The following is an 18,577-nucleotide window of genomic DNA, read 5'->3' on the forward strand; positions in this document are numbered from 1 at the left end:
TCGAATACTGACTAGGATAGTGACATGTGTCAGAAATCACAATTGGCGAAGCTCGGATTATTCGATGCCAAAGTGCCGCGCTATACCAGTTACCCGACGGTGCCACATTTTGGCCCGGAGATCGGTGCGGCACATTTACAGTCCTGGTTAGGCCAAATCCCCAACGGGAGCCAGATTTCTCTATATATACACATCCCCTTTTGCCGTACCCTTTGTTGGTTTTGCATGTGTCGTACTCAGGGCTCCCGATCTGATACGCCCATATCGGCCTATGTCGCAGCAGTCATTCAAGAGATAGAGCTGCTGAAATCCCATTTACCACCGGATGTCAGACTGTCGCGCCTCCACTGGGGGGGCGGCACCCCAACAATTCTCTCCCCCGAGTTGATTCGCACTCTCACACAGGCCCAAAATAGCCTGGCTCCACTTGCACCGGAGGCTGAGTTCTCGGTTGAGATCGACCCTAATGAATTTGACCAGGCCCGCTGTGATGCCTTGGTTGCCGCAGGCCTTACCCGCGCCTCGATTGGGGTTCAGGGGTTTGACACGACAACCCAGCAGGCCATTGGTCGCAGTCTGAGCTTTGACCGGGTCGCGGGGGTGGTCAAAATGCTGCGCGGGGGCGGGGTGCGAGATCTCAATGCCGACCTGCTGTTTGGTCTACCACACCAGGATCTTGCGCAGATCTGCCAAAGCACCCGGCAATTGCTGTCTCTGTCGCCCGATAGGGTCGCTCTTTATGGCTACAAACACCTGCCCTCAATGATCCGCCGCCAAGCAATGATCCCCTCGGAAACGCTCCCCAAGCCAGAGGACCGGCTAGAGCTTTTTCAGGCCGCCAGCGCGATCTGTCTGGAGGAGGGCTACGAGGAGATTGGCATCGACAACTTTGCCCGCCGAGGCGACGGTCTGACCTTGGCGCGGGACCAATCCGATCTGGATAAGTGCCTAAAGCGGGGCTTCCAAGGCTATAGCGACGATCCGGCAAAGGTCCTGATTGGTCTGGGAGCCTCGGCGATTTCGCGTTTTCCCCAGGGCTATGCGCAAAACGCCCCCAGTACCGCTCGCTATATGGCCGCGATTGACGCAGGGAGCTTTGCCACCGCACGTGGGCATCTGTTTCAGGGAGAAGACCAGCTACGGAGCCGCATCATTGAAGCTCTGCTGTGTCGTTTCACCATCCCGCGCGATCAAATCTTGGCGCAATGCCCAGATATGGGGGCTCGGTTTGACGCCCTCATCACCCAGGCCTGTGCCGCCTTTCCCGCCATGCTAACCCAAAACACAAACGGCGCATCCCTGGCAAAACCAGCCCAGGCCATGGCCCGGGTGATTGCGCGCCATTTCGACGCCTACGAAGTCACGGCAACTGAAGCTTCCCCATCCACGACCGAGAACAACCAGGTCTCTGCCTGAAGCTTTACAGCCGGTCTCCACGCAATGCCTCTGCCCCGCGACAGCGCCCCCCCCACACAGGCTTAGACTTTGCCCACAGTGAAGGCTAAGCGGCCGACGCCCCCGCACTGCGCCCTAGCGCGCGGCTGCGAGCAATTGACGGGTGTAGTTCACTTGCGGATTTTCAAACAGCGCTTCGGCGGCACCAGATTCTACGATATCGCCCTGCTTCATAACCACGACCTGATGCGACATCGCCCGCACCACATTGAGATCATGACTGATAAACAAATAGGTGAGCCCATAGCGTTTTTGCAGATCCCGCAGCAGCTCGACGATCTGCACCTGCACCGTCATATCCAGGGCTGAGGTCGGCTCATCCAGCACCACCAGCTTTGGCCGCAGCACCATGGCACGGGCAATCGCGATACGCTGACGCTGCCCGCCCGAGAACTCATGCGGGTAGCGGTCCATGGTTGAAGGGTCTAATCCAACCTCCACCATCACCTCCGCAACCAGCTCACGCGGGGCGCGATGTTGGTCGATTTTGTGAATGGCCAGACCTTCAGCAATGATCTGCGCGCAGGTCATCCGCGGGCTCAGCGAGCCAAAGGGATCCTGAAACACGATCTGCATATCTTTGCGCAGATTACGCAACTCCTTGGTTGACCATTGCCGCAGGTCATCGCCGCAAAACCGTACCTCGCCCTGTGATGCAATCAGCCGCATGATCGCCAGCGCCAGTGTCGTCTTGCCCGAGCCGCTTTCGCCCACAATGCCCAGGGTTTCACCAGCCCGCACAGAAATCGACGTTGGGTTGACCGCCTTCACATGGCCCACAGTGCGTTTCAAAAGACCCTTTTGGATTGGGAACCAGACTTTCAAATCCTGGGTGCTGATCAGCTCAGCGGCCTCCGGCGCTACCGGCTCGGGAATGCCCGACGGTTCTGCCGCGAGCAGCTTCTGGGTATAGGCATGTTGCGGATTGTCAAAGACCTCCGCCGCAGGGCCCTCCTCGACGATCTCACCATCCTTCATCACACAGACCCGATCCGCAATGCGCCGCACAACGTTCAAGTCATGGGTGATGAACAACAGCCCCATGCCCTCAGATTTCTTAAGCTCCGCCAGCAGCTCCAAGATCTGCGCCTGGATTGTCACATCCAGCGCCGTTGTGGGCTCATCCGCGATCAGCACCTCCGGCTTATTGGCCAGGGCCATGGCGATCATCACACGCTGACGCTGCCCGCCCGAGAGCTGGTGCGGATAGGCGTTCAGTCGGCTTTCTGCGTCGCGAATGCCAACCTTTTGCAACAGTCCCAAAACCCGGTCCCGCGCCGCCTGCCCCTGCAATCCCTGATGCAGCGCCAGCGATTCCGCCAGCTGCTTGTCAATGGTATGCAGCGGGTTGAGCGAGGTCATCGGCTCCTGAAAGATAAAGCTGATGTCATTGCCACGCACCTGCATCAGGTGCTTCTCATCGGCGCCCACCATCTCCACCCCGTCATAGGTGACAGAGCCCTCAACGATGGCGCTGTCGCCGAGCAGCGACACAGTAGACAGGGCTGAGACGGATTTACCCGATCCGGACTCCCCAACCAAAGCGACGGTTTCCCCGCGTGCGACCGAGAAGGACACGCCTTTGACGGCCTGGTTGACCTCGCCGTCCTGTCGGAAAGACACGCGTAGATCGCGGACCTGAAGTACGGCACTCATGAAAAGGTCTTTCTTGGGTCAAAGGCGTCGCGGATGCCCTCAAAGATAAAGATCAGCAGCGACAGCATCAGGGCAAAGGTGAAAAAGGCCGTGAAGGCCAGCCAGGGCGCTTCGAGGTTTTGTTTTGCCTGCAATGTCAGCTCCCCCAACGAGGGCGCTGAGGAAGGCAAGCCAAAGCCGAGGAAATCCAGCCCCGCCAGGGCGCTAATAGTGCCGGTAATGATAAAGGGCAGCATGGTCAGCGTCGCCACCATGGCATTGGGCAGCATATGGCGCAGCATGATGGTCATATTGCCCACGCCCAGGGCCTTGGCCGCGCGGACATATTCCAGATTGCGCGCCCGCAGGAACTCAGCGCGCACCACCGGAACCAAAGAGGTCCAGCCAAACAGGATCATCAACCCAACCAAAAGCCAGAAACTACGACCCAGAATGGCGAACATGATGATGATCACATAGAGCGAATTCACCGAGCTCCAGACCTCAATCACCCGCTGGAACACCAGATCTGTCCAGCCGCCAAAATACCCCTGTATCGCGCCAGCAAGGATACCGATCACTGTCGCCGCACCGGTGACCATCAGAGTAAACAGGATCGACAAACGGAAGCCGTGAATGACCCGTGCCAACACATCGCGTTTGGTGTCATCGGTGCCCAGCAGGTTCTCACCATTCGGCGGTAAAGGTGCGGCGCCTGGTCGATCCACCGAGGTATTGTAGGAATAGGGAATAAGCGGCCAGATTGCCCAGCCCTTATGGAAATCCTCTGCCGCATAGCTGTCCGCCGCTATTTCCTCGATGATCTCTTCCGGCTCGTCAAAGCAGTCCTCAACCCCACCGGATTTGATCAGGCACTCCACCTCTGGATCACGGTAGGTCGCCTCGGTCTTGAAATCACCACCAAAGGTGGTCTCTGGGTAGAACTTGAAGATCGGCGTATATAGCTCGCCGCGATAGCTCACCAGAATGGGTTTGTCATTGGCCAGGAACTCAGCAAAGAGCGACAGGCCAAAGAGCACCGCAAAAATCCACAGGGACCAATAGGCGCGTTTGTTGCGACGAAAGGTGTTCCAACGGCGCTGGTTGAGAGGGGATAGTGCCATTGTCTCAGCCCTCCCGCTTTTCAAAGTCAATGCGGGGGTCAACCAGCACATACATCAGATCGGAGATGATTCCGACCACCAGAGACATCAGACCAAAGATATACATGGTGCCAAACATCACCGGGTAATCCCGCGCCACGGCGGCCTCGAACCCCAGTCGGCCCAGCCCATCCAGCGAGAAAATCGTCTCGATGATCAGGCTGCCTGCAAAGAATATGCTGATGAACACCGCCGGGAAGCCTGAAATCACGATTAGCATGGCATTGCGGAACACATGGCCATAGAGCACCCGGTTCTCAGACAAACCCTTGGCCCGCGCGGTGATGACATATTGCTTTTTGATCTCATCCAGAAATGAGTTCTTGGTCAGCAGGGTCAACGTGGCAAAGGCACCAATGGTCGATGCAATCACCGGCAGGGCAATGTGCCAGGCGTAATCCGCGATCTTGCCAAACAGGCTGAGGTCTTCGAAATTGTCCGAGGTCAGCCCCCGCAATGGGAAGATCTGCCAGTAGGACCCACCTGCAAAAAGCACCAAGAGCATGATGGCAAACAAAAACGATGGGATTGCATAGGCGGCAATGATCACGCCGCTGGTCCAGGTGTCAAAGCGCGAGCCATCGCGCAGCGCCTTACGAATGCCCATGGGGATGGAAATCATATAGGCGATCAAGGTCGACCAGAGCCCGAGCGAAATCGACACCGGCATTTTTTCAAGCACCAGCTCGGTCACATCAATCTTGCGAAAATAGCTCTCACCAAAGTCAAACCGCAGGTAGTTGACCAGCATCTGGCCAAAACGTTCCAACGGCGGCTTATCCAGGCCAAACTGTTCTTTCAGCTCCTCAATGAGCTCAGGCGGCAGGCCCTGACGACCTGCATAGCTGTCGTTGGCCTCGATCACGGCGCTGCCACCGGAATCCCCACCACTGCCGGCAAAGCTCTCAAACACGTCACCACCGCCCTGAAGCTGCGCGATCACCTGCTCCACCGGGCCACCGGGAACAAATTGCACTAGGGTAAAATTTACCACCATGATGCCAAACAGTGTTGGGATCACCAGCAGTAGACGTCGAAGGATATAGGCTGCCATAACGCGCCCTTACCGCAAGGCACCGGAGGCTTTCAACTCAGCCTCCCGATCCGCATCGACCCACCACAGGTCCAGCAATCCGGTGTCATAGGGTGGCAGGTTTTCAGGATAGGCATATTGCTTCCAATAGGCGATCCAACTGACGTCAAGGTACCAGGCTGGCACCATGAAACGTTTCGCCCGCAGCACCCGGTCCAGCGCCCGAGTATTGGAGTGGAGATCTTCCAGTGTCTTGGCCGCAACAACCCCATCGATCAGAGCGTCCACCGCCGGATCGGCCAGGCCGGCAGGATTAAAGACAGAGAACTGATGCGCTTCGGCGCCAAACTGCTGCTTCAAACCCGTCGAAGGTTCCAGCGATTTCCGATAGGCAAAGTAGACCATGTCAAAGTCCTTTTCCCGGCGGCGGCTGGTATATTGCGCGTAGTCCACCCGGTTCATTTTCGCGTCAATGCCCATGGCCTGCAGGTTTGACACAAAGGGGCCGGCGATACGTTCCATCGTTGGGCTGTCGAGCAGCAGTTCGATTTTGAGCGTCTCGCCCGCTGCGTTCTGCCGGATGCCATCGCTATTCACTTCCCAGCCGGCCTCATCCAACAGCTTCATGGCGCGGCGTAGATTGCGGCGGTCATTTGGTCGCTTGGGCTTTGAGGCATGGGCCATCACCGGTTCCGTGGTCAGAACCTCAGGGTCGATCTGGTCGCCCAGCGCGGTCAACACCTCCAGCTCACGCCCCTGCGGCAGGCCCTTGGCCTCCAACGCGCTGTCCTGCCAGAATGAGTTACGCTGGCGGAACAGCCCATATTGCAGGCTCTCATTGGTCCATTCAAAATTGAACGCCAGCTGCACCGCCTCGCGGACCCGAATGTCCTGAAACTGGGGGCGCAGCAGGTTCATGACAAAACCATTGGCAGCAGGGACATTGCCGTCGGGGATTTCATCCTTGATCACATCGCCCTTGGCAACAGCATCAAACTCATACGATGTTGCCCAGCTTTTGGAGTTATTCTCAGGCCGCACCGTATAGACGCCCGCCTTGAAACCTTCCATCGCTGCAATGGCATCGCCAAAATACTCCACCCGGATGGCATCGTAGTTGTGGCGGCCAATGTTGACGTTCAAATCCTTGCCCCAGTAGTCGGGGTTGCGACGGTAGATAATGCGCTGGTTGATTTCGGCCTTGTCCAGGATATAGGGGCCGGAACCAATACCCGGATCCAGCCGGGGTTCATCCAGACGACGGTTTTCTGGGTCGGCCTCAAACCAAGCCTTTGAAAAGACCGGAGTGCCAGCCACTTGGGTGATCATCGCGCGACGCGGAAAATCTGGCGAGAAATAGAATTTCACCTGATGCGGGCCCAGGGCTTCGGCCTTGGGGATCCGCTTGCGCACCGCTTCGGCATAGGACTGCAAGCCCTGGTCCAGCAGGATATTATGGGAAAACACCACGTCATCCGCTGTCACTGGGCTACCATCCGAAAACCGAGCCTCAGGGCGTAGGTTAAAGATCACCCAATCCTGGCTTTCGGGATATTCAAGGCTTTCTGCGATCAAGCCATAGTAGGACCCAGGCTCATCATAGGAGGCCACCATCAGGCTTTCAAAATGCTCCGATGCCAAGGCCCCAGCCCGGCCCTTGCGAGTAAAAGGGTTCATACTGTCAAAGGTCCCAACCGCCGAAATCGACAGCTCGCCGCCCTTTGGGGCCTCTGGGTTCACATAATCAAAATGGGCAAAGCCTGCGGGGTATCTAAGATCGCCAAATTCGGCAAAGCCATGGCTTTTTACCACAGCCCCGTCCTCGGCCCGTAGGGGCAAGGACCAAAGCAACATCAGAGCAAACCCCATCACAGCGAGGAAAGCCGCGCGAAACACCCCAGGGTGATCAGGTTGCACAGCCCGGCTTCTGACCTGAGCCCCGCGCCATTTACGCCCCTTGCCCACCTTGTTACCTGCCAATTGGGATGTCATCTGTCGCAACCTCCTTTGCCTGGCCTTGAACTGACCAAGTTTTCCTGTCCCTCAAGCTAATGGCCGCAGGCGGCAACATTCAAGTTGAGATTGCGCGATCTGCGCCTTCACCGGATCGAAAGAGCGTGATCGCGCCAGATAGCCCGCCAAACCGCACTTCCCGTGTCATAAATGCAAAAGGCCGCAGCAAATGCCACGGCCTTTGTATTGAGCTGTCCCGATCTTTTGATCAGTTCAGGATCAGTCGTCGAGACTGTCCAAATAGGCGATAAGGTTCACCCGGTCTTTTTCCTTGCGCAGCCCGTTAAAGGACATCGAAGTCCCTGAGGCATAGGCAGAAGGCTTGAGCAGGAAGGCATCAAGCTCTTCCGCCGACCAGGTTCCGCCCAGGGCGGTCAAAGCACCGGAATACCCGAACCCTGCAGAAGAGGCCTGCGCGCGGCCCACAATGCCGTAAAGCGAAGGACCGGTGGAATTCACACCGTCTTCGAGCTTGTGGCAAGCGGCACATTTCTTGAAGACCTTGGCGCCTTTACCGGCGTCGGCTGAGGCCATCAGCTCTTCAAAGCTGACCTCAACTACATCTTCAGAAGCAGCGCCCGCATCTGCTACTTCAATTACATAAGATTGCTCACCGTGCGCATCTGACGAATAGAGCACATCCGCGGCCCAGTGGCCCAGAAGAAGCACCAGGAACGATCCGCAGACGCCTGCGGTCGCTTTGGTTAGGGTCATCGTGTCAAACATGAATCGCGTGTCCGTTTTAGCTGTCTGGGTCGTTGTCTAAGGCTTCCACTCGCCAGTGGCAAGGTATAGACAACGCGACGAAATGCCCGTTTGCTGAAGTTTTGCAGGAAAGTCGCACTGATGACCGGAAAAATTGCCATTCAGGGGGAGCTCGGCTCTTATAGTCACGAGGCGTGCCGCAACGCGCGTCACGAGATGGAGGTGCTTCCCTGTAGCACATTTGAGGATGTGATCGAGGCGGTGCGCTCTGGGGCTGCCGACCAGGCGATGCTCCCGGTTGAGAACTCCACCTATGGGCGGGTAGCCGATAGCCACCGGTTGTTGCCCCATAGCGGGTTGCATATCATTGACGAGGCCTTTGTGCGGGTTCACATCAATCTATTGGCTGTCCCCGGCGCAAAGCTGGAAGATATTCGCGAGGCTAAATCGCATCTGGTACTGCTGCCACAATGCGGGGATTTCTTGCGCAAAAACAATATTATGGGCCGTGTCAGCCCCGACAATGCCCGCGCCGCCCGCGATGTGGCCGCAGCCGGAGATATCCACACAGCAGCCCTGGCCAGCGAATTGGCCGGCGAAATCTACGGGCTGGAAGTGCTAGAGAAAAAGATCGAGGATCGCGGCGACAACACCACCCGTTTCCTGATCATGTCTCGGGACCCAGACACCAGCCGTCGTGGTGCCCATGGCATGATCACCAGTTTTGTCTTTCAGGTCCGCAATATTCCTGCTGCGCTCTATAAGGCCATGGGCGGCTTTGCCACCAATGGCATCAACATGACCAAACTCGAGAGCTACATGGTTGATGGCTCCTTCACCGCAACACAGTTCTACGCGGATATTGATGGCCATCCAGATGATGCAAACGTGCAACTGGCAATGGACGAGCTTTCCTATTTCACCACGAATGTGGAAATTCTGGGCGTCTATCCTGCTGACAACGGCCGTTTCTAAGTTCCACGTAGAAATTCCCGCTGACGCACAGGAAATCTAGACACGGCGCCGCATCCTTCTTATCGCTGGGGAAACTCTCAGTGAGCTTGCCATGACCCCTGAACCGCCTGCCACCAACTATCCCAGCGCCAAACCGTCGCATCGGCGTGCCGATATGGCGGTTCACGCGGTGGGGCTGGTCCTGATTCTGACGGCGTGCGGCTTATTGGCTTTCAGGGCCCGTGCCGGTCTCGACTTGGAATTGAGCATCGCGCTTGGTGTCTATGTCCTTTCGGTGCTGGCCTCGAATATCGCGTCGAGCTTTTACCACTTTGGCCCTTGGCATCATAGGCGGCTGGTTCTGCGCCGCATTGACCATGCAGCGATCTATCCCAGCATAACTGGAACATTCACCCCTTTCTTTGTTCAGGCCGGCACCTCCTGGACCTGGATGCTATTGTATCTGTGCTGGGGGCTGACTGCCCTGGCGATTTGGAACAAGATCACCAACAAAAACGTAAAGTCGCGTTGGTCTACAGCCTCTTACCTCGGGCTCGGCACCCTTGGGCTGTTTGCGCTGCCAGATCTGACCATGGTCCCTGCCAGCAGCCTGTGGTGCATCCTGTCTGGCGTCGCCAGCTTTGTAATAGGAACCGGGTTCTATGCCCGCAAGACCCTGCCGTTTCGCTATGCGATCTGGCATACTTGGGTCAACATTGGCGGAATTTTGATGTTCACGGGCATCTGGCTGGCGCTGTTCTAGGCGCGCGCACTACATCGGAAGAATCTAGTCGGGACAAGCCGCTAAAGCCCCGTTCAGCAATAGCGGGCTGCATAGTCTTTAGAACCGTAATGGCCTGAGAACCTTAGCGGTCACCTTGGGCTTATCCCTATAGGCGCCGCCGTGAGTCTTTGGGGCTGGCAATAGACGTCCATCCTACCAGCGCAGCCTGTTTCGCGTTCACGGCGGCGATTGTCATCAGGACCTTGGCAAAGAGACCACCGTTTGGGTCTGCTGACCCAGGCCGTCAATCCCAAGGCTGACCTTGTCGCCCTCGTTCAGCCAGACCGGCGGGGTCATACCTGCTCCAACACCTGGAGGTGTACCAGTGCAAATCAAATCTCCTGGCTCCAGGCGCGTGAATTCAGACATGTAGCTCACAATAGTCGCAACATCAAAAATCATCGTGCCGGTATTGCCCGTCTGCATACGTTCCCCGTTTACATCAAGCCACATACCCAGGTTCTGCACATCTGCAAACTCTTCCTTGGTGGCAAGGACGGGGCCTGTTGGGCAGAAGTTGGGGAAACTCTTCCCCTTAACCCATTGGCCAGAGCGCTCCATTTGCCAGGCCCGCTCGGAGATATCATTGACCAGAACAAACCCTGCAATATGGTCCATGGCCTGGTCTCTAGAGATATTGAGCGCGGGCTTGCTGATAACAATACCCAGCTCGACCTCCCAGTCCAGTTTGCTCATCTGCGCGGATTTCAGAATGTCATCATTTGGTCCGCAATAGGTCACCGTGGACTTGTTGAACAAGATCGGCTCCTCCGGAACCGGCAGGCCAGCTTCGGCTGCGTGGTCAGAGTAGTTTAGGCCGACACACCAGATATTGAGCGGTTGCGCCACCGGAGGGGCCAAAGGTTTGCCCGCAACATCCGCCATAGGCAAGGTTGCCGGATCCACAGAGGCCAATCGGGTCAACATCTCGGGGGAAAGGCTGTGAGGACCGAAATCGGCAACAAGGGAAGAGGCATCGCGTGGGGTACCTTGCGCATCAATAATGCAGGGGATCTTGCTGCCATCGCGGTCGCCATATCGGGAAAGTCTCATATCTTGGGGTCCTCTTGTTTTTCTCACCCTATCCAAATCGTCGTCATTATCTGGCGCACGACAAAGGACTGAGCAGCCGTTTCTTTCCTATGTGTAGACCTTTGTTCCATTTTAGCACAGGTACATATCGGGCTGTCGAACGCCTAATCCTCACCTCACCCAAAGAGGGGTCGGACCCAGGTTCATCATCGGCTTCTGGCTTGGCTTACGTTGTCGCCAGCCCAGCCAGAAGCCGGCATTATCCGCCGGTGGAAATGAGAACACTGCCCTTGTTATCGTATTATTCAGCGGCCTCATTTGGCTTTGCCCAGTCCTCCCAACCGGTGCCGGTGGTCACAATCGGCCCTTCCCACGTAAATGGCATCTGGTGGATGGTTGTGTCGCAACCATGAATAAGGAGCACAAAGTAGGACGGAGCCATTGGAGCGCCCTTTAGTAGATCCGCTTCGTCAAAATCGGGGATCGACTGGTTTCCAGTTGACGGCACACTGGCAAAAGGCACCCCAGCAAAACACCCGTGAATCGGTGCATGTACATGCCCAAAATGGATGTAGTCAATTTTGGCAGAATGCTCTGCGATCAGCTCTCGGAACTGGGGCCGATCGCTTTCAACCAACGCAATTTGGTCTGATGCCGGCAGCCCGAGCAACATCGGGTTGTGATGTAGGAAGAGCCGAGCACGCTCACAGTTGGAAAGCTCGTTCTGCAACCAGGCGCGGCGGGCCTCGCAGAAATGGCCCGCATGGGTGCGCTCCCCAACACTGTCGAGGTAGATGAAACGATGACCATCTAGCGTTTCGGCGTGATTGACAAAGCCAGCCCTATCCGTTGGGTGATCTTTGAACACCGACAAAAAGGTTGTTCGGTTGTCATGATTTCCGATCAGTAATCGCACAGGAATTCGCAGATCTGCAAGGGCCCGTTGCAATGCCTCATAGGCGGCCTTCTCCCCCCAGTGTGCCAGATCGCCGGTGATGATGATACGCGCTGCATCCGGGTGATTACTGGCGACATGCGCCAGCGCCTGCGAAAGGCGGGCATGGGGATCTAAGCCCCCCATCTCCTCGCCGGGAATTGTGAGGTGGATATCAGAAATATGGATAATTTTCATGGGTATCGGTCCAGGGTAGAGGCGGCCGCATGAGTAAACCCACGCGGCCGACAATCAGATTTAGCCGTTTGGCAGCAGGTCAGCGACTTCTTCCACCAGCTCTTGCTGAAGCTCTTGCATGTCGGTGGCATCGCCAGTGACAATGCGCTCAATCCCATCATAGATAACCTGCGTGATCGCCAGGCCGTTGTCGCCGGGATAGGCCAGCCAGTCGCGCAACAGTGGCAGCTGGTCTACCGCCGTCTGCTTATTTGGGTTCTGGTCGTAGAAATCCGCCAAGATCACCTCGTTTGCGGCCTTGTTTGGCGGCATATAGCCGGTGGTTTTTGCCACTTCCGCTGCGCCTTCACCGGAGGTGATGAACTTGAGCCAGGCCCAAGCGGCCTCTTGCACTTTGGGGTCGTCCGAAGTGGAGGTCAGCAAGGCGGCATTGCCACCGGCGGGCAGGCCCTTGGGCGTTTCACCCATTCCAGGGAAAGGCCCTGTAACCAGTTCAAAATCACCCTGCGAACGCTCAACCGCGCCCAGAGCAGAGGTGGACCAGAACATCATGCCGATGTCACCGGCAGAGAAAGATGACAGAGCTGCCTTCCACTCGAGGTTCTGCATCTCGCACTTGCTGAAGATCTCCTGCATCTGCTCCATCGCAGCAAGAGCTTCGGGGCTGTCGAGGTTGACATGCCCATTGTCGACAATCGCCTTGTCCTGGGACCACATCAGGGCCTGCATGAACCAGTTGCCGGTGATGTTCCAACCCCAGAAGATGGGGTTATCGATGCCGTTTGCCTTCATGGTTTCGCAGGCGCCGATCACCTCGTCCCAGGTGGTGGGCAGCGCGCCGATGCCGCCCGCCTTGAGCACATCCATGTTGTAGTAACCCACCGGCAGCGAGACCGAGAAGGGCAGCCCGTGTACATCGCCGCCAAAGGTCGACAGGCTCAGCATGGCGTCGTGATAGCCCTCTTTGGCGAAATCCGCTTCCTTGGCGATGAAGGGTTCCAGCGATTTGGCAATGCCTTTGTCGACCAGTATCTGCTGGCGGTTGAGGCCCTGCATGGTCACGTCGGGCAGGTTGCCGGACACGGCTTCGCGCAGGATGGTATTGGTGCCGTCCTCGTAGGATTCATAGGTGGCGCGGAACTTCACCTCGATATTGGGATGCGCCTCTTTGAAGGCCGGCATCATGGCTTCATAGGTCACATCAAAAAGGTGGCTGTAGGGATAGGCAAATTCGATGGTTACGGTGTCTTCGGCGAAAACGGCGGTGGCGCTCAGGGCCAAGGCCATTGCGGTGGCGGTCAGTTTCATGGAATAGTCCTCTCTTGCCGGATCTTGGAGCCGTTGTTTGCAGACGGGGGCTCCGGGGTTGTCCCTTGCGGGATTTCGGGTGGGGGGTGCCTGTGAGGGCGCCCCCATAATCATTTCATGCCGCTCAGCGTGATGCCTTCGATGAAGCGCCGTTGCGCCAGCATAAAGGCCACGATCAGCGGGGTGACGATGACGGTGGCAGTCGCCATCATTGGCCCAAAGAACGAGCCATCACCGCCGCCTTTGAATTCGCGCAGGCCCAGGGGCGGCGTGAACAGGTCGCGGTTGCCAGTGACGACGATGCGCGGCCAGAAATAGTCGTTCCAATGGGCCACGATCGAGAAGATGGCAAAGGCCAGAAGAGCCGGAATTGCTGTGGGAAGCATTACCCGCCAGACAATGGCAAACTCGCCCATGCCATCCATACGTGCGGCATCAATCAGATCGTCCGGCACGGTCATAAAGAACTGGCGCATCAAGAAGATGCCAAAGACCGAAATCGTCCAGGGAACCACCAGGGCGGCATAGGTATTGGTCAATCCCAGCTTGGCCAAAAGGATGTAGAGCGGCAGGGCGATCGCATGCACTGGGATCAATAGGCAGAACAGAACCAGCGCAAAAACCGCGTCGCGGCCCCAGAATTTGAGCTTCGCCAGGGCATAGGCCGCTGGCAGGGCCACCACGACCTGGATGAGAAAGATCGAAGCGGTAACGATGAGACCATTGAGCAGGTAGCGCAGCAGAGGTGCCTCGGTGAAGGCCATTGTGTAGTTGAAAACCACCGGCCGCAGGGAACAGTCGGCTTTAGCTTCCGCCACGAGGGCGTCGCGAATGCCCCCGTCATCCAGGCCTGGAAACCTAGGCGCAGCGGCGGTGATATCTGCGCGGCTTGGATCCCTCCGTACGACGCAACGCTCATCAACCATCAGTTCTTGGCGGCCAAAGAAACCACCTTCGCCCCGGTCGATTTCTCCAGGCGATTTAAAGGAATAGCTGACCATCATGTAGAAGGGGGCGATCACGACAATCACGCCGAGGATCAGAATGAGATGTTTCCACCAATCGCGGGTCATCAGTAGTGAACCTTTCGTTCCACCAGCCAGCGCTGGATCAGGGTGAGGAACATGACAAAGGCGAGGAACACCATGGTAATGGCTGAGCCGATACCAATCAGGTTTTGCTGTACGCCTTTCTCAAAAATGGCAAACATCATCACGTAGGTGGATTTGTTGGGTCCGCCGCCCTGGGGCCAGAAGGCTTCGATCGTGTCAAAAACCTGAAAGGCGCGAATGCAGGAGATGGTGACAACAAAAACCGTGGTTGGTCCCAAGGCCGGCCAGGTCACCAGCCGGAAACGCTCCCAGGCAGAGCGTGCCCCATCCATTTCAGCGGCATGATACAGCTCGCGGTGCACACCGGTCAGCCCGGCCAGATACAGCACCATGTTAAAGCCAAAGCCCTGCCAGATGCCGATAAAGCTGACGACCCAGATGGCATAGCGTTTGTCGCCCAGCCAGACAGGGAAATGCTCGGCGCAGCCCTGGGCCATGAAGGGCCAGATCCGTTCCAGAAAAGTTCCGCACCCCATCTCGAGCGTGTGATTGACCATGCCGATCGAAGGATGCAGCATGAACTCCCAGGCGATGGCCATGGCCAGGAGCGTTGCCATGACCGGTAAGAAGTAGATTGTCTTGTAAAGCTCGCGAAACCGCCCCAAAGAATTGATCAGCAGCGCCGCGCCCAGCCCCAGGCCAACTGAGATGGGCACGACGGTCACCACATAGGTCAGTGTGGCGACAAACATCTTCTCATAGGTCGAGCGGGTGAAGAGCTTTTCGTAATTGCGCGTGCCAACCCAATCGAACCCGCTGTTGCCAAGCGAATAATTGGTAAAAGACAAAAGCGCTGCGATAAGGATAGGAGCAAGCAGGATAAGGATCATCAGGATCAAGGCCGGCGCCGTCAGGATCCAGGCGGTGTGACGATCTTTGGTGATGTGAGGCGGTGCTTGCGGCGCGGTGGCTTTGCCAGGAAGCGTTTCGGACAGAGGCATGTCAAGCCACCTCGGCTTTCGACACCCTTGTCGGGCTGACATCCCGGACCCGTGCCCCAGTTGCATCAAAGACCAGCGCCTTGGCAGTGTCGAAATCCAGGTCAACCATTGACCCGATCTCCAGTGACGCGCGCTTTTCAGGGCCTGCACGGAAGGTGACGCGCGGCTCCAGCCCTGCGACTTCGATCTGGATAAACATCTCAGAGCCCAGATTTTCACGATGCGTGATACGTCCCCGAATGGGGGCGCCTTCTGCTGCCAGGAACAGTGCTTCGGGGCGTAGCCCAAGCGAAGCTACGCCGCGGGCACGGCGGGTGGTCGTAAGATCAAGCGCCTTTCCGAACAGATCCACCTGCCCTGTTTCCCGCAGCTCAACCGGTAGGAGGTTGATTTTTGGCGACCCGATGAACTCTGCCACCTCAACGCGATCGGGGTCGTCGTAAACGGTCTCAGGTGTAGCGCATTGCAGGATGCGCCCCCCCATCATGACGGCAATACGATCCGACATTGTCATTGCCTCGACCTGATCATGGGTCACATAGATAAAGGTCGCGTCCAGGCGGCGGTGCAGCTGGGCGATTTCAGCGCGAGTCTGTACCCGAAGTTTTGCATCCAGATTGGACAGCGGCTCATCCAGAAGAAACGCCGCCGGATCCCGGACCAAAGCCCGCCCCAGAGCCACGCGTTGGCGCTGCCCGCCAGACAGCTGTCCGGGTTTACGGTCCAAAAGGTGAGAAATTTCCAGCATCTGGGCCGCCTGCGCGACTTCTGCGCTGATCTCAGCAGATTTGTTTGCTTGACCAGGGATGAGCCCTCCCAGCACAGGCAAGCGCTGCAAACCGTTCATGCGGCGCATCTTAAGAGGCACCGCGATATTTTCCCCTACACTGAGATGCGGGTAAAGCGCGTAGGATTGAAAGACCATCGAGAGGTTACGATCGGCCGCCCGTCGGCCCCCAACAGATCTCCCGTCAATGCGGATATCGCCCGAGCTCTGCGCCTCCAGACCGGCGATGATCCGCAGCAAGGTGGATTTTCCGCAGCCAGATGGTCCGACAAGTGAAACAAACTCACCATCTGCGATGTCGAGTGACACCCCCTTAAGCACTTCGGTCTCCCCGAAACGCTTGTTGATGTTTTTGATACTCAACTCAGCCATCTGATTCCTCCATCTGACAGGGATGGTTTAGGAACCTCAGCCTTCACTTTTGTGACGTCATATTAGTGAAACTAATGGGGGCTAAGCCTTGGGAGGTAACCAGGAGAGGCTCGATGCGCGCCAACCATCACCAGTTCGTGGCCTTTTCCTATGTCGTGCGCGAAGGCAGCTTCTCGGTTGCCGCGGACCGGCTTGGGGTCACTCAATCCGCCGTGACCCAGCACGTGGCCAAACTTGAAAAGCAGGTTGGCTCGCGACTGTTAATGCGGGGGCGCGAAGGTGTCTCGCTCACTCGGACAGGACAGGAACTCTATGATTTGGCAGATCGCCTAGTGACCCTGGACTCTTCGATCAGGGAACGGCTCGAAGGCTATGAAGCCATGTCGCGCGGGCACCTTAAAATAATCGCAAATGCGCCACTACCTGCGTTACGGGCCATCAGCCAGTTTCGCCAAGTATACCCAGAGGTTGAAATCGATTTTTCACTCTATGGCTGGGCCACCGCGACACGGTATTTACGCGAAAGGCGGGCAGATGTGGGACTGATCACAGACCCTCCAATGATAGAGGATTGGGAGCGGGTCCCCGTTCAGAAGACCCGATATGTTGCCTATCTCCTGCCAAATTCGCCCTTTGCCCATCGTGAACTACTGAGTTTTAGGGACCTCCAACAGGAGACGGTCATCCTGCCCGAGAACGGCTCATTGACCGAACGAGTTGTACGTGAAGCGCAGGCCAGACATCGCATCCAGTTAAAGCGCAGCATAAAAATGACCACCTTTCCTCTCATGTGCGAAGCAGTCCTACAGGGCGTCGGTATTGCAATCTTCCTTGGCAACAGCGGGCTCATATCGCGGGGCCTGGTCGAGGTACCAATCGCCGAGCTATCAGAAATCCATGAAACGGCTGTTGTGGCCCCCAAGGATAGGGCGCGGTTACGCCTGGTAGAAGCGTTTATCGAAACGGCGTGTTCTTCGGCTTTTTGCCCCTGACGGATTGGTGCTACAGTGCTTGCGGCCATTCGAGCCTGCTCGGCACCTCCGATACTCTGAAAGGGATTCTGCACCAAATAGAACCACTCAGAAGCTACAATCTGTTCCAGCCCGTTGGTATCGACCCAACGGCCTCAGGCGGGTCTCTATTTTGGGTTTTAGGATTTGAAGCTCGTGTTTTGATGTTATGAGCGTGGGGAGGTGAAGAGGTTAATCAATTGATGCTGTTGGTCAATTGTATTTTGATGGGTCTGTGTTGACCTTTTCCGACCTGGTTGCGGGAGTAGGATTTGAACCTACGACCTTCAGGTTATGAGCCTGACGAGCTACCGGGCTGCTCCATCCCGCGTCAGTGTCGGAAGTTTATATCGTTTAGAGATTTTTTGGATTTTACTAGGTTTGGCAGTGACCTACTCTCCCACGACTTAAGCCGCAGTACCATTGGCGCAAAGGCACTTAACTTCCGGGTTCGGGATGGGACCGGGTGTTTTGCTCTCGCTATCGCCACCAAACCAAGAAAAATCCAAGAACCTGCGGTTCTTGGATTTTTTTGGTTGGCGGTCGGCAGGGTATTTGCATCGCAAATGCCCGAGAGACCGCACCCCAGTTATGTCACGAGGACATTTCCAAGATCGCAGGGAAACAATCAACACTGACGACTTTACGCAAGTAAAGTCTGTCACGCAGCAGGCAGTGTATTTGCCGGGCAAATGCACGTTGCTGCACCTTTGTTATGTCACAAGTTCATGTGGTGCTTATTTGGTTCTTGGCTGTCTATTACTAGATCAGATCAAGCCAATCGGGCGATTAGTACCAGTCAACTGAACGTGTTACCACGCTTACATCTCTGGCCTATTGACGAGGTGGTCTACCTCGGCCCTCAGGGATACCTTGTTTTGAGGGGGGCTTCCCGCTTAGATGCCTTCAGCGGTTATCCTGTCCGAACATAGCTACCCAGCACTGCCGTTGGCACGACAACTGGTCCACCAGTGGTTCGTTCACCCCGGTCCTCTCGTACTAGGGGCAACTCCTCTCAAGTATCCTACACCCACGGCAGATAGGGACCGAACTGTCTCACGACGTTCTAAACCCAGCTCACGTACCTCTTTAAACGGCGAACAGCCGTACCCTTGGGACCTGCTCCAGCCCCAGGATGAGA

The 18,577-nt window shown here is 56.7% G+C and carries 15 protein-coding genes, 1 tRNA gene and 1 rRNA gene; 4 read left to right on the top strand and 13 right to left on the bottom strand.

Annotated elements, in window-relative coordinates; translation table 11 throughout:
- The first annotated feature begins 24 nt into the window (after nucleotides 1-24).
- Complete coding sequence (locus MED193_RS10815; RefSeq protein WP_039966110.1) at nucleotides 25-1,416, top strand: radical SAM protein; 1,392 nt, start codon at nucleotides 25-27, stop codon at nucleotides 1,414-1,416.
- Between the two features lie 114 nt (nucleotides 1,417-1,530).
- Here the strand turns inward: MED193_RS10815 and MED193_RS10820 are convergent, their stop codons facing one another.
- From MED193_RS10820 to MED193_RS10840, 5 genes are all read right to left on the bottom strand, one after another.
- On the bottom strand, nucleotides 1,531-3,111 hold the full coding sequence (locus tag MED193_RS10820; RefSeq protein ID WP_009809764.1) for an ABC transporter ATP-binding protein: 1,581 nt from the start codon (nucleotides 3,109-3,111) through the stop codon (nucleotides 1,531-1,533).
- Entirely contained in the window at nucleotides 3,108-4,214 is a 1,107-nt protein-coding gene (locus tag MED193_RS10825) for an ABC transporter permease (RefSeq protein WP_009809765.1), read from the bottom strand. The genes MED193_RS10820 and MED193_RS10825 overlap by 4 nt, the downstream gene beginning before the upstream one ends.
- A 4-nt stretch (nucleotides 4,215-4,218) precedes the next feature.
- Complete coding sequence (locus tag MED193_RS10830) at nucleotides 4,219-5,307, bottom strand: microcin C ABC transporter permease YejB (protein WP_009809766.1); 1,089 nt, start codon at nucleotides 5,305-5,307, stop codon at nucleotides 4,219-4,221.
- A gap of 9 nt (nucleotides 5,308-5,316) precedes the next feature.
- Nucleotides 5,317-7,278: an extracellular solute-binding protein gene (locus MED193_RS10835; protein WP_009809767.1), complete on the bottom strand. Its 1,962-nt coding sequence runs from the start codon at nucleotides 7,276-7,278 to the stop codon at nucleotides 5,317-5,319.
- Nucleotides 7,279-7,518: 240 nt separating this feature from the next.
- On the bottom strand, nucleotides 7,519-8,025 hold the full coding sequence (locus tag MED193_RS10840) for a cytochrome c family protein (protein WP_009809768.1): 507 nt from the start codon (nucleotides 8,023-8,025) through the stop codon (nucleotides 7,519-7,521).
- 120 nt (nucleotides 8,026-8,145) lie between these two features.
- Between MED193_RS10840 and MED193_RS10845 the strand changes: the two genes are divergently transcribed.
- Together MED193_RS10845 and MED193_RS10850 are read left to right on the top strand one after the other, a co-directional pair.
- Nucleotides 8,146-8,979 carry a prephenate dehydratase gene (locus tag MED193_RS10845; protein WP_009809769.1) on the top strand — a complete coding sequence of 278 codons (834 nt, stop codon included), beginning with the start codon at nucleotides 8,146-8,148 and terminating at the stop codon, nucleotides 8,977-8,979.
- A gap of 91 nt (nucleotides 8,980-9,070) precedes the next feature.
- Entirely contained in the window at nucleotides 9,071-9,721 is a 651-nt protein-coding gene (locus MED193_RS10850; RefSeq protein WP_009809770.1) for a hemolysin III family protein, read from the top strand.
- Between the two features lie 216 nt (nucleotides 9,722-9,937).
- Here the strand turns inward: MED193_RS10850 and MED193_RS10855 are convergent, their stop codons facing one another.
- The 6 genes from MED193_RS10855 to MED193_RS10880 all read right to left on the bottom strand — a co-directional run bounded on the left by MED193_RS10855 (nucleotide 9,938) and on the right by MED193_RS10880 (nucleotide 16,426).
- On the bottom strand, nucleotides 9,938-10,795 hold the full coding sequence (locus tag MED193_RS10855; RefSeq protein ID WP_009809771.1) for a fumarylacetoacetate hydrolase family protein: 858 nt from the start codon (nucleotides 10,793-10,795) through the stop codon (nucleotides 9,938-9,940).
- A 280-nt stretch (nucleotides 10,796-11,075) separates the two neighbouring features.
- On the bottom strand, nucleotides 11,076-11,906 hold the full coding sequence (locus tag MED193_RS10860) for a metallophosphoesterase (RefSeq protein ID WP_009809772.1): 831 nt from the start codon (nucleotides 11,904-11,906) through the stop codon (nucleotides 11,076-11,078).
- 60 nt (nucleotides 11,907-11,966) lie between these two features.
- The gene (locus MED193_RS10865; protein ID WP_009809773.1) at nucleotides 11,967-13,214 is read right to left on the bottom strand and encodes an ABC transporter substrate-binding protein; all 1,248 of its coding nucleotides are present in this window, start codon (nucleotides 13,212-13,214) and stop codon (nucleotides 11,967-11,969) included.
- A gap of 110 nt (nucleotides 13,215-13,324) precedes the next feature.
- Nucleotides 13,325-14,287 (bottom strand): carbohydrate ABC transporter permease, encoded by a 963-nt coding sequence (locus MED193_RS10870; RefSeq protein WP_009809774.1) that lies wholly within the window; start codon nucleotides 14,285-14,287, stop codon nucleotides 13,325-13,327.
- Nucleotides 14,287-15,156, bottom strand: a complete 870-nt coding sequence (locus MED193_RS10875; RefSeq protein WP_254655495.1) for a carbohydrate ABC transporter permease — start codon at nucleotides 15,154-15,156, stop codon at nucleotides 14,287-14,289. Before MED193_RS10875 ends, MED193_RS10870 begins: the two co-directional genes overlap by 1 nt.
- A 112-nt stretch (nucleotides 15,157-15,268) precedes the next feature.
- Entirely contained in the window at nucleotides 15,269-16,426 is a 1,158-nt protein-coding gene (locus tag MED193_RS10880) for an ABC transporter ATP-binding protein (RefSeq protein ID WP_009809776.1), read from the bottom strand.
- A 113-nt stretch (nucleotides 16,427-16,539) separates the two neighbouring features.
- On the opposite strand from MED193_RS10880, the gene MED193_RS10885 reads away from it, so the two are divergent.
- Nucleotides 16,540-17,418: a LysR family transcriptional regulator gene (locus MED193_RS10885; protein ID WP_009809777.1), complete on the top strand. Its 879-nt coding sequence runs from the start codon at nucleotides 16,540-16,542 to the stop codon at nucleotides 17,416-17,418.
- Between the two features lie 272 nt (nucleotides 17,419-17,690).
- Here MED193_RS10885 and MED193_RS10890 read toward each other — a convergent pair.
- A tRNA-Met gene (locus MED193_RS10890) sits at nucleotides 17,691-17,767 on the bottom strand.
- Nucleotides 17,768-17,815: 48 nt separating this feature from the next.
- A 5S ribosomal RNA gene (rrf, locus tag MED193_RS10895) occupies nucleotides 17,816-17,930 on the bottom strand.
- Nucleotides 17,931-18,577 lie beyond the last annotated feature (647 nt).

This window comes from Roseobacter sp. MED193 (genome assembly GCF_000152965.1).
In the GTDB taxonomy this organism is placed as follows: Bacteria; Pseudomonadota; Alphaproteobacteria; order Rhodobacterales; family Rhodobacteraceae; genus Pseudophaeobacter.

Coding starts and splice junctions, on each gene's coding strand:
- MED193_RS10815 (WP_039966110.1), top strand. CDS start 25: ATGTGTCAGAAATCACAATTGGCGAAGCTCGGATTATTCGATGCCAAA.
- MED193_RS10820 (WP_009809764.1), bottom strand. CDS start 3,111: ATGAGTGCCGTACTTCAGGTCCGCGATCTACGCGTGTCTTTCCGACAG.
- MED193_RS10825 (WP_009809765.1), bottom strand. CDS start 4,214: ATGGCACTATCCCCTCTCAACCAGCGCCGTTGGAACACCTTTCGTCGC.
- MED193_RS10830 (WP_009809766.1), bottom strand. CDS start 5,307: ATGGCAGCCTATATCCTTCGACGTCTACTGCTGGTGATCCCAACACTG.
- MED193_RS10835 (WP_009809767.1), bottom strand. CDS start 7,278: ATGACATCCCAATTGGCAGGTAACAAGGTGGGCAAGGGGCGTAAATGG.
- MED193_RS10840 (WP_009809768.1), bottom strand. CDS start 8,025: ATGTTTGACACGATGACCCTAACCAAAGCGACCGCAGGCGTCTGCGGA.
- MED193_RS10845 (WP_009809769.1), top strand. CDS start 8,146: ATGACCGGAAAAATTGCCATTCAGGGGGAGCTCGGCTCTTATAGTCAC.
- MED193_RS10850 (WP_009809770.1), top strand. CDS start 9,071: ATGACCCCTGAACCGCCTGCCACCAACTATCCCAGCGCCAAACCGTCG.
- MED193_RS10855 (WP_009809771.1), bottom strand. CDS start 10,795: ATGAGACTTTCCCGATATGGCGACCGCGATGGCAGCAAGATCCCCTGC.
- MED193_RS10860 (WP_009809772.1), bottom strand. CDS start 11,906: ATGAAAATTATCCATATTTCTGATATCCACCTCACAATTCCCGGCGAG.
- MED193_RS10865 (WP_009809773.1), bottom strand. CDS start 13,214: ATGAAACTGACCGCCACCGCAATGGCCTTGGCCCTGAGCGCCACCGCC.
- MED193_RS10870 (WP_009809774.1), bottom strand. CDS start 14,287: ATGACCCGCGATTGGTGGAAACATCTCATTCTGATCCTCGGCGTGATT.
- MED193_RS10875 (WP_254655495.1), bottom strand. CDS start 15,156: ATGATCCTTATCCTGCTTGCTCCTATCCTTATCGCAGCGCTTTTGTCT.
- MED193_RS10880 (WP_009809776.1), bottom strand. CDS start 16,426: ATGGCTGAGTTGAGTATCAAAAACATCAACAAGCGTTTCGGGGAGACC.
- MED193_RS10885 (WP_009809777.1), top strand. CDS start 16,540: ATGCGCGCCAACCATCACCAGTTCGTGGCCTTTTCCTATGTCGTGCGC.